The organism is Anaerolineae bacterium, from assembly GCA_013178165.1.
In the GTDB taxonomy this organism is placed as follows: Bacteria; Chloroflexota; Anaerolineae; order Aggregatilineales; family Ch27; genus Ch27.
The window spans coordinates 31330-41860 of sequence record JABLXG010000029.1; the positions used below are offsets into that span (position 1 = coordinate 31330).

Consider the following 10531-nt stretch of genomic DNA (forward strand, 5'->3'; position numbering starts at 1 on the left):
ACAATCAGGATGGAATCGGTATCGTGTGTCTGGGAGGTGCGCCGTGTGCCCCGATCCGCTGTTCGCCCTGTCACCGCTGGATGGCCGCTACGCCGAGGCCGTCGAGCCGCTGCGCACCTGCTTTTCTGAATTCGCCCTGATCCGTGCCCGGCTGCAGGTGGAAATCGCGTATTTTATCGCCCTGACTACCCACCCCGATGTGACCTTTCTCCGCCCGCTGACCGAGGCTGAGACCGGCTTCCTGCATGATCTTGTGGCAGCCTTTGACGTGGTGGAAGCCGCCCGCGTTAAGCAGATCGAAGCTGTCACCCGCCATGACGTCAAGGCCGTTGAAATCTACCTGCGCGAGAAGCTGGGCGGAACATCGCTGGAGGCGCTGCGCGAGGGCATTCACTTTGGCCTGACTTCGGAGGATGTCTCCAACCTGGCCTATGGATTGCTGATCCGGCAGGGGCTGGAGACGGTGCTGCTCCCCGCGCTGGCGGAAATTGAGGCTGTGCTGGCGGCGCGGGCCGCCGCCTACGCTGCCCTACCGTTGCTGGCCCGCACGCACGGCCAGCCGGCCAGCCCGACCACGCTGGGCAAAGAGATCGGCGTCTTTGCCGCCCGGCTGCGCGGCCAGCGGCAGGCGCTGGCCGGGCTGGTCGCCGCGTTGCCGGGCAAGCTCAATGGGGCGACGGGCAACTTCAACGCTCATGTCGCCGCCTGCCCGGACGTGGACTGGATCGCCTTCAGCCGCGATTTTGTGGCTTCCCTGGGGTTGCGCCCCAACCTGATCACCACCCAGATCGAGCCAGGCGACGATCTGGTCGCCGTGCTGAACGCCCTGGCCCGCTGCAACCGCATCCTGCTCGACTTCTGCCAGGATGTCTGGCGCTACATCAGCGATGGTTTCTTTGTCCAGCGAGCAGTGGTGGGCGAGGTCGGCTCCTCGACCATGCCGCACAAAGTCAACCCGATTCAGTTCGAGAACGCGGAGGGCAACCTGGAAGTGGCCGACGCCCTGCTAAGCCTGTTCGCCCGGCGGTTGCCGGTCTCCCGCCTGCAGCGCGATCTTTCCAACAGCACGCTGATGCGCAACCTGGGCGTGGCCGCCGCCCATAGTCTGCTGGCCTACCGGGGAATCCTGGCCGGGTTGGAGCGACTCGCCCCGGATGAGGCGGCCCTGCGGGCGGCGCTGGCCGCGCACCCGGAGGTGATCACCGAGGCGCTGCAGACCATCCTGCGCCGGGAAGGATTGGCCGACGCCTACGACCGGTTGAAAGCCTTCAGCCGGGGGGCGACGCTGAGCCGCGAGGCGATTGCCGCGTTTGTGGCCGATCTGGATGTGGCGGAGCCAGTGAAAGCGGAATTGCTGCGCCTGTCGCCGGAGAATTATATCGGCCTGGCGGAGGCGCTGGCCCGCCTGGCAGCGGCCCACACCCCGCCGCCGTAGCCCCGCAAGTGAGGCCAGGAGACCGGATCGAGACGGCGTGTCCATCTGGCGCAACCCGGTTATCGCGCCGGAATCATCCCTCCTGGCGCCGCTTTTCGCGCCAACGCCCTCAGCCCTCCTCCGGCAGCCAGGAGACAATCGCGTCGCGCTGCGGCCCGGTCGTGCCAAAGAGCGGCGTCATCTCCAGCGCCCGGCTGAGGAAGGCGATGTATTGCAGGGCCGCCGGGGGCAGATCGGTGATGCGCGTGACGCCCTGGATGGCCGCGCCATCCCAGCTTGGCAGCTCGATGTAAACCGGTCGCACGCCGTTGAGATAGAGCTGATCCGGCCGGTAGCCAGCCCGGCGACCGGCCGCATCGGTGTAGTGGGTGCAGACCCGGATCGGCGTGTCGGGATAAGCGATATCCAGGTGGGTCAACACCAGGTAATTGGCTCCGCTGACGTGGCCGAAGAAGCGCAGGCAGGGCAGGTCGATGTAGGCGATGTCGCGCGGGCGGCGGGTCGTCGCCCCGTATTCATTGGCGTCCTCGCGGATGCGATCGGCCAGCGCGGCGTCCATCGCCGTCGGCAGACGGCGCCGCCCCACGCTGGAGGTGTAGGTTGCCTTGATCGTGGCCATCCGTACAGCGATCTGAGCCGGATGCACCAGTCCTTCGGTGGAGGGCAGGATGCCCCCGATCGTCGGGTCGGAGGAGGTTACATCCGGGTACACGCCGTAGCGCGGGTCCAGCCCGACGCCCTGCGCCCCCTCGAAGATGAAGGGCACCGCCGGATCGGCCCATTGCTCCCGGATGAAGTCGTAGGCATTGCCTGCATATGGCAGCAGGATCGATCGCTGGGCGCCCAGCCGATCCAGAAAGACAAAGCGCGAACCGACGGCGACCGGCTCGCTGTTCAGCCGGGGTACTTCCATCTTGGCTATGTTGGCGTCCAGCCCGCGCACCAGCGCCGCATAGAGGTCGTAGTGGCGGCCCAGCCGATCGCGCCAGTCATCCGCTGCCAGGTCGCGGATGCGCACCGGGTGGCGTAGCAGCACGTCGGCGTAGGCCGGGGAGATGCCGCGCCCGGTGGAGCCGCGCCCGCCTTCTGCCCACTGGCGTAGCGCGCCTTCCAGAGCGCGGTGCGTATCCAGTGAAAGGACGGCCATCTCGTCGATCACCAGCCGCGCCGGGACCTCCCCCAGCAGTCCGCGCACTTCCTGAATCTCGGCCAGCACATCGCCGGGATGGATGACCATGCCTTTGCCCAGCACGACCGTTGCGCCGGGGAACAGCACGCCGGATGGCAGCTGGTGCAGCGCCAACCGCCGCCCCTCGACGACAACCGTATGCCCGGCGTTGGCCCCGCCGTTCCAGCGGTAAACTACGCCGCGCCCCCCGCGCCCGATCAACAGGGCGCAGACCTCATCTACCACCCGGCCCTTGCCCTCATCCCCGAACGCGCCGCCCTCGATGGCGATGCTGTTGGGGCGGACTCCGGGGGCAACGGCGGTCAGCGGGTTGACGGCCAGCGGGCGGTCGACGCCGAAGCGTTCCCCACGGGTATAGACGGCTTCCAGGAGTGCGGAGAAATCGTTCATGGCGATAAGCCTCATTTTGCGCCTGTGACAGGGGCGGCAGGCATGCGCCCTGCGCTCAACAGATTGGCGTCTATTGTAGCGCGGCGCTGGAGCGATCAAGCTTCTTCCGGCGGCGCTGGCATCGCAGCGGCGCTATGTACCGCCGGCGCGTGCGCTTTCCTTGACCCGGCGGGCCAGCATCAGGATGTCGTGGGCGCTCTGGCGGGCGGAGTCAGTCCCCGCGCCGAGCATCTCGGCCAGTTCTTCCACGCGGGTCTTTTCATCGAGCACGTCGGTACGCGTGACCGTGCGGCCGTTGACCTCCCCTTTGCTGACGCGGAAGTGCGTATCGGCAAATCCGGCCAGCTGGGCCAGGTGGGTGACGACCAGCACCTGGTGCGTTTCGGCCAGGCCCCATAGCTTCTGCCCGACCACCGCGCCGATGCGCCCGCCGATGCCCTGGTCGATCTCGTCGAAGATCAGCGTTGGGGTGTGGTCGACTCGCCCCAGCACGCTCTTAAGGGCCAGCATGATCCGCGCTGTCTCGCCGCCGCTGGCTACCTTCTGTAGCGGGCGCAGCGGCTCGCCGGGGTTGGCCGAAAGCATGAATTCCACCCGGTCAACGCCGGTGGCGTCAAAGGCCAGCCGCTCCCGGCCCACATAGGCCCCGTTTTCCGGGTCGGGCGTCTGGGTGATGCTGACTCCGAAGCGCGCCCCTCCCATACGCAGGTCGGCCAGTTCGCGCTCGATGCTCCGCGCCAGGCGCTCGCCGGCCTGCCGCCGCCCCTCTGAGAGCCGGCCGGCCAGTTCGCCGATGCTGTGCAGGAGGTCGGTTTCCGCGGCGCGCAATTCCGCCAGCCGTTCCTCGCTGTGCTCGATGGCGTTCAGTTCGGCGGCGGCCCGTTCGGCGTAGTCCAGGGCGGCGGCGATGGTGCCGCCATACTTGCGCTTGATGCGGTTAATCGCTTCCAGCCGTTCCTCTAGTTCGTTGATGCGGGTCGGGCTGTATTCCACGCTCTCCCGGTAGTGGCGCATAGCCTCGCCCAGTTCTTCCGCTTCCACGCTCAGGCGTTCAGCCCATTCCGCCTGTTCGGCCTGGGCGGGGTCGATGGCGGCCAGCTTGGCCAGCGCGGCGGCGGCCTGCTGGAGCAGGTCGGTGGCGGCGGGAGAATCCGGCTCCCCGCCGAGCAGGAGGGCATAGGCCCGGTCGGAAAGTTCGGCCAGCCGTTCGCTGTTGGCCAGGCGGTTGCGTTCCGCGCGGATTTCATCTTCTTCTTCCGGTGTGGGGTTGACCGCCCGGATTTCCTCAAGCTGGTAGGTCAGCAGGTCAACGCGGCGGGCTAGCTCGGCCTCATCGCGCAGCAGGGAAGCGATCTCCGCCCGGATGCCGCGCAGACGGCTGACCAGTTCGCCCAGCGCCTCGCGCGGCTCTTCCAGGTCGGCATAACGGTCAAGCAGGTAGAGGTGCTCGCGCTGGCGTAGCAGGGAAAGGTGCTCGCTCTGGCCATGAATATCGACGAGCAGGTCGCCCACCTCCCGCAGGACTTCCAGCCTGACAGTCACACCGTTGACACGGGCGGCACTGCGGCCGTTGGTGCGGATTTCGCGGGCCAGGGTGAGCACGGCGGGGTCGTCGCCCTGCAGGTCGTTCTCCGCCAGCAGCGGGGCCAGGATCGCCTGCAGCGGCGGCGGGATGATGAACACGCCTTCCACCAGGGCGCGCTCCGTCCCGGCACGGATCATGCCGGGGTCGGCCCGTTCGCCCAGCAGCAAGCTCATGGCGTCGATGATGATCGATTTGCCTGCGCCGGTTTCGCCGGTGATCACGTTGAAATCCGGCGCGAAGGTGATCGTCAGGTCATCGATGATGGCGAAGTTTTGGATGCGTAGTTCTTCCAGCATGATTGTCCCTGCGTGCGGCGGCACGCCTGTCAACGCAAATCTGTTCTAAAGTCAACCCGCCCCGATTCTACACCTTCCCCGCCGATTCGTCGTTAGGGTGGCCGGTGGAAAAAGAGGCCGGAGGCCAGGCACACGGGAAGCCGGAGAAATCGCTGGCTTTCCCGCCTGCGCGCGGTTTGACAGAAGAGGCCGCTGCTGTGTACCATCGAAAGCGTACTCAAGCGTCTGCCAGGCGCCCACATGACCTTACCCGGAACCCCTGACCCGATCCACAACAACTTCACTGCTGGCGCACGCACGCCCCGCACTTACGCGGATTACCGCAGCGCCCGGCGGCGAAGCGTATGGCAGCAGATCGGCGCTGTCTTGCTCAGCCCTGGTGCGTTCTTCCGGGCGCTCCCACCCCTGGGCAAGACACGCCAGTGGCTCTGGGTGGCCCTGCTCATCCTGTTGCTGACGGGCGTCAGCGCCGTGCAGCAGCAGGGTGGCGCGGCCACAGCGGAAAGCGGGCCGGTTGCCGTGCCCGGCGCGGTCGAACTCAGCGGTGATACCGGCGGCGCGGATGTCTCCGCCCGCTGGACCGCCGCCCTGATCGCCGCCAGCGGCTTGATCGTGACCTGGCTGCTGCAGGCGCTTATCCTGGGGGAAGCGTCTTTGCTAGCCGGTAGTGCCCCGTCCTTCAGCCAGAATCTGCATATTGTCATCTGGGCCAGTGTGCCGCTGGGGCTGATGGCTGCGCTGCAGATCATCTACATGCTGGCCGGGGGCACGATCGGCCAGCCCGGTCTGGCCGGTCTGGTGGCGGTGCTGCCGGGCTACGCCGACCTGCCGGCGCTGCTGCGGGCCATCCTGACGGCGCTGGCGGCGCGCCTGACGCTATTCTGGCTGTGGGGGCTGGCCCTGACCTACCTGGGCCTGCGTCACGCCCTGGGTGTGCCGCGCTGGGCTGCCGCCGTGAGCGTCGGTTTGTGGGTGGGGCTGGCCATCCTGGCGCCGGTAGTTATGGGCGCGTTGACCGGCGGGTGAGCGCATGGCCGAGCAGGAAGCCGCTAGGCCGATCATCATCGCCTGCCGTAACGTGCAGAAGACTTTCTACCTGGGCGAACGAGCTGTCCCGGCCATCAAACGGGTCAGCCTGGCGATTCGGGCCGGGGAGTTTGTGGGCATCATGGGACCCAGTGGTTCCGGCAAGAGCACGCTGCTCCACCTGCTGGGCGGCCTGGATCGAGCCACCGCCGGGACGATCCGGGTGGCCGGGCGGCGGCTGGAGGACCTGAGCAGCGATGAACTGGCGCGCTTCCGGCGGGAGACGATCGGTTTTGTCTTCCAGACCTTTCACCTGGTGCCGTCCATGACCGCGCTGGATAATGTCGCCCTGCCGGGCGTCTTTGCCGGGATGCCGCGTGACGCCCGCGAGGAGCGAGCCTGGCGGCTGCTGCGGGCGATGGGCCTCACCCACCGCGCCGATCACCGGCCGGGGCAACTTTCCGGCGGGCAGCAGCAGCGCGTGGCCATCGCGCGGGCGCTGTTCAACGATCCGCCGATCGTGCTGGCTGACGAACCAACCGGCGCGCTGGACAGCCGCACCGGGCGGCGGGTTATGGGCCTGCTGCGCCATCTGTGCGATCGGTGGGGCAAAACCATCCTGGTGGTGACGCACGACCCGGTTGTGGCCGGGCACGCTGATCGTATACTGAGTTTGCAGGATGGCTACCTGATCGGCGACCACGCCCCTGAAACGGCGGAAGAGTCCGATGCGTAAGACCTCATTCTTCCTGTTCATGCTGGCCGCGCTTGTGGCCGTGGGGCCGGGGGGTGCGACCGGGCGCGCCGCGCTGCAGATCACCGATACCCCTACGCTGACCGAGACGCCGACGGCCACGCCGACCGCCACCCCCACCGCTACCCCAACGGCCACCGCCACGCCGACGTTGACACCCACCCCGGCACTGATCATCAGCGGGTCAGAGCCGGCGCTGCTCCCTGCCGGGGTGGACGCCACCCTGTCGATCTTCGGGGCCAATTTCACGCCGCAAAGCATGGTGCGGCTGGTGGGCTTTGGCCTGCTGGAAGTCACGTTCATCAACAGCGGGGCGCTGACCGCCGCGCTGCCCAAGGTCATCCCGCCGGGGACGTATGGCGTGGAAGTCAGCGATCCGGACAATGGGCGGGCGACCTCGCCGGATACGCTGACCATCGCGCCGCCGCCGACTACACCGCCGCCCACCGAGCGCCCCACGCCCACGCTGCCCCCGCCCACGCCGATCCCCGGCGAGCCATCGCTGATCATCCGTTCCTACAGCGCCCTGCCGCCGAGCGTCCTGCCCGGCGGGACGGTGACAGTGGTCATGGACATCTATAACCGGGGCAACCGCGCCGCCCAGGGGGTGTCGGTGGCGGTAGATGGGGGCGGCGACTTTGTGCCGCTCAGCAGCCAGACCAGCGTGATCCTGCCCGATATCGGCCCCGGTGGCAGTGTCAGCGCCACGCTGAGCGCCGTCGCCCGGACGAGCGCCGCCGCTGGCATCGCCAGCCTGCCCCTGGCCTTCGCTTATCGCGATGGCGAAGGGCGTTCCTACACCGGCACGGCGACGCTCAGCGTCACCGTCGAGGCGCTGGTCGAAGCGCCTCAGATCACCCTGGCCAGCTATGCCGTTGCGCCCGATCCGGCCAGCCCTGGCGAGCCGGTGACGATCACTGTGACGATCGCCAACAGCGGCAATGAAGCCGCCGAGCAGGTGTTGTTGCGCGTGCCGACCGGCGAAGGCGTGCTGCTGGCCGGGCCGCAGGGCGATACCTTCCCGCTGGGGACGCTCCTGCCGGGAGCCAGCCGCCGCCTGGAGCTGCCGCTGGTGGTCAGCGCCAGCGCCACACCAGGGCCACAGGCCCAGTCGGTGGTCATCACCTATCTGCAGGGCGGGGAACAGCAACAGGCGACCGGCAGCCTGACCGTGACTGTTGGCGAAAAACGCGCCCAGGCGCCTTTGCTGTTGCTGCGTTCCTATGAAACCGGCCAGGAAGTGCTCCAGCCCGGCGACCGCTTCACCCTGCGCCTGACGCTGGAAAATGTTGGTGCGGCCCCGGCCAACGATCTGATGGTGTTCTTCAGTGCGGCGGATGGCGGCAACGGTACGCCGCTAACCACCTTTGCCCCGCAGGGCGCTGGCGGCGTGATTTACGTGGGCACGCTCGGCGCGGATGGCAGCCAGATCACCCTGAGCCATGATTTCGTCGTCGATGGTACGCTCAACAGTGGCATCTACGGCCTGCCGATCCGCCTGCGCTACCTGAAGCCGGATGGGTCCGAGGGGGAGGATTTTCTGCAGGCCAGCCTGGTTGTAGTCAAGCTGCCGCGCCTGCAGATCACCCCTGTCGAGGAACCACCCGATCAGGTCATGGTTGGGGAGCCTTTCCCGGTCGCAGTGACGATCATTAACATCGGAGCGCAGGACGTCAACCTGACCTTCGCCCGTTTTTCCGCTGAAAACGGCCAGGTTACCGCCGGGGAGGAAACCTTCCTGGGGCCGCTACGTGTCCTGGACGATACCTCGGCGGAGGCGACGATCCTGCCAGTTGCTGAGGGGCCGCTGACCGTCACCCTGACCCTCTACTATCTGGACGATCTCAACCGCGAACGGACGCTCACCCGTACGTTTGAGACCCAGGTGATGGCCCGCCCAACGCCTGTCCCGCCGCCGCAGGCGGGCGGTAGCGGGCTGGAATTCCTCCCGCTGCCGGAGGAAGTTGCGCCGCCCGCGCCGAACGGCGATCTGCTGGGGCGGTTGCTGCTGGGTCTGCTGGGGCTGGGGAGCTAGAAAGCGGGCTGGCGATGCTCCTGGAGCTGTTCCGGCTGGCCTTCGGCAACCTGTTGCGGGCGCGCGGGCGCCTGATCATGACCGCCAGCGGCGTGCTGGTCGGGACGACCGCCGTCGTGTTGCTGTTGGCCCTGACCTTCGGGCTGCAGGAGGCGGCGGAAGCGGGCATCGGTAGCGCCGCTTCGCTGACCGAGATTCAGGTCTACCCCGGCTTCAGTGCTCGCCTGGAAGAGTCCAGGGAGCCAGCCATGCTTCAGCTTGACGATGAGGCGGTCGCCCGGATCGCCACCCTGGATGGCGTGGCCGCCGTTGTCCCCCTGCTTTCCGTGCAGACCCAAATTGCGCTGGCCAGCGGCAAGTACCGCTATTACGGCCAGTTTGTGGGCGTACCGCCGGAGGCAGCTCCTTACCTGGGCCTGCGCGTGGCGCAGGGGACTTTTTCCCTGGGGCCGGGCGAGGCGCTGGTGGGAGCCAGCGTCAGCAGTTTCTTTGTCGATCCCAACGCGCAGACCTGGGAGCCGGTGGAAGTGGATGTCCTGGCCGAAGGGCTGAAGATGCGCGTCTATTCCAGTGTGGAGGGGCGCGAGCAGGCGTTTGATGTCACCGTCAGCGGCGTGCTGCGCCCCGGCTCCGGCAGCTTTGACGGCACGGTATTCCTGCCGCTGGAGGACGTGATCGCTCTCAACGAATGGAGTTCCGGCAACCGGCTTGACCCGGAAGAACGGCGCTACGACTACCTGCTGGTACGGGCCACCAGCCGGGAAACCACCAGGGCCGTCAGCGAGGCCATCCGCGAGCTGGGTTACGGCACGGGCGGCGTGGGCGAGTTTCTGGATCAACTCAACAACTTCTTCACGACCATGCGCCTGATGCTGGGCGGGATCGGCGGTGTGGCCCTGGTGGTGGCGGCGTTCGGCGTGGCCAATACGATGATGATGGCCATCCTGGAACGCACCCGCGAGATCGGGGTGATGAAGGCGCTTGGCGCACGCGACCGCGACGTATTGCTGATCTTCCTGATCGAAGCCATGCTGGTCGGGCTGAGCGGCGGTCTGGCCGGGCTGGGCGCGGCCTACGCCCTGCAAAACGCGATCAACGGGGCGCTCGCCGCCATGCCGCAGGGCCAGGGTGGCCCCGGCTTTTTGCCCTTCGACCTCTCGCAGGTGGGCAACCGGTTGATCGTCATCCCGCCGGAACTGGCGCTGTTCGCCGTGCTGCTGGCCGTGCTGGTGGGGCTGGGGGCGGGGGCGTTGCCTGCGGTGCGGGCGGCGCGGTTGCCGCCGGTTGTCGCCCTGCAGCAGGAATGACCGGCGTCTATTTTTCATCCAACAGCAGAATCAACCTTTTTCTAACCTTATTATAACCGTGACCTGCATAGACAGAACATTTGTTCCATGTTAGGATGCCGTTTGAGCAACGGTCAACGGTACAGGGAAGAAAGGAAGGGATGGATGGAAACCACACTGGCCATCTTCAAGTTTATTCGCCAGTACCTGGCGACTCATCCCTGGTCGCCTACGCTGCGTGAGATTGCCGAGGGGTGCGGGTTGGCCTGGCCATCATCGGTCGTCCGCCACCTGGATCACCTCCAGGCCTGGGACCTGATTGTCCGTGAGCCAGGCAAAGCGCGCAGCATCGGCCTGACGGAGAAAGGCAAAACCTTTCAGATCTGATCGCTGGCAGGCCCGGCGTGGTAGGGCAATCGCATGTGCTTCTCTAATCTGGGCATAGCACGCGGAATAGATAGTCATTGTCCCAGCCGGCCATCTTGCGTTTGGCCGCGATACCCACTTTGACGGATTTATCCTGTTTGAGCAGGTT

General features: G+C 66.9%; 8 protein-coding genes. 6 read left to right on the forward strand and 2 right to left on the reverse strand.

The annotated features are described in order from the left end of the window. The first annotated feature begins 43 nt into the window (after positions 1-43). A complete protein-coding gene (gene purB / locus HPY64_14775) occupies positions 44-1435 on the forward strand; it encodes an adenylosuccinate lyase (protein ID NPV68404.1) in 1392 nt (463 codons plus the stop codon). 109 nt (positions 1436-1544) lie between these two features. Here purB and HPY64_14780 read toward each other — a convergent pair whose 3' ends face one another. After that, positions 1545-3014 carry an adenylosuccinate synthetase gene (locus HPY64_14780; protein ID NPV68405.1) on the reverse strand — a complete coding sequence of 490 codons (1470 nt, stop codon included), beginning with the start codon at positions 3012-3014 and terminating at the stop codon, positions 1545-1547. 132 nt (positions 3015-3146) lie between these two features. Then, positions 3147-4895, reverse strand: a complete 1749-nt coding sequence (recN, locus tag HPY64_14785; protein ID NPV68406.1) for a DNA repair protein RecN — start codon at positions 4893-4895, stop codon at positions 3147-3149. A 240-nt stretch (positions 4896-5135) separates the two neighbouring features. Here recN and HPY64_14790 point away from each other — a divergent pair, with 240 nt between their 5' ends. From HPY64_14790 to HPY64_14810, 5 genes are all read left to right on the forward strand, one after another. Further along, positions 5136-5921 carry a hypothetical protein gene (locus HPY64_14790; GenBank protein ID NPV68407.1) on the forward strand — a complete coding sequence of 262 codons (786 nt, stop codon included), beginning with the start codon at positions 5136-5138 and terminating at the stop codon, positions 5919-5921. Positions 5922-5925: 4 nt separating this feature from the next. Continuing rightward, the gene (locus tag HPY64_14795) at positions 5926-6657 is read left to right on the forward strand and encodes an ABC transporter ATP-binding protein (protein NPV68408.1); all 732 of its coding nucleotides are present in this window, start codon (positions 5926-5928) and stop codon (positions 6655-6657) included. Beyond that, on the forward strand, positions 6650-8710 hold the full coding sequence (locus HPY64_14800; GenBank protein ID NPV68409.1) for a hypothetical protein: 2061 nt from the start codon (positions 6650-6652) through the stop codon (positions 8708-8710). Before HPY64_14795 ends, HPY64_14800 begins: the two co-directional genes overlap by 8 nt. A 14-nt stretch (positions 8711-8724) precedes the next feature. Next, a complete protein-coding gene (locus HPY64_14805; GenBank protein ID NPV68410.1) occupies positions 8725-10017 on the forward strand; it encodes an ABC transporter permease in 1293 nt (430 codons plus the stop codon). Between the two features lie 144 nt (positions 10018-10161). Beyond that, on the forward strand, positions 10162-10383 hold the full coding sequence (locus HPY64_14810; protein ID NPV68411.1) for a hypothetical protein: 222 nt from the start codon (positions 10162-10164) through the stop codon (positions 10381-10383). Positions 10384-10531: the final 148 nt, after the last annotated feature.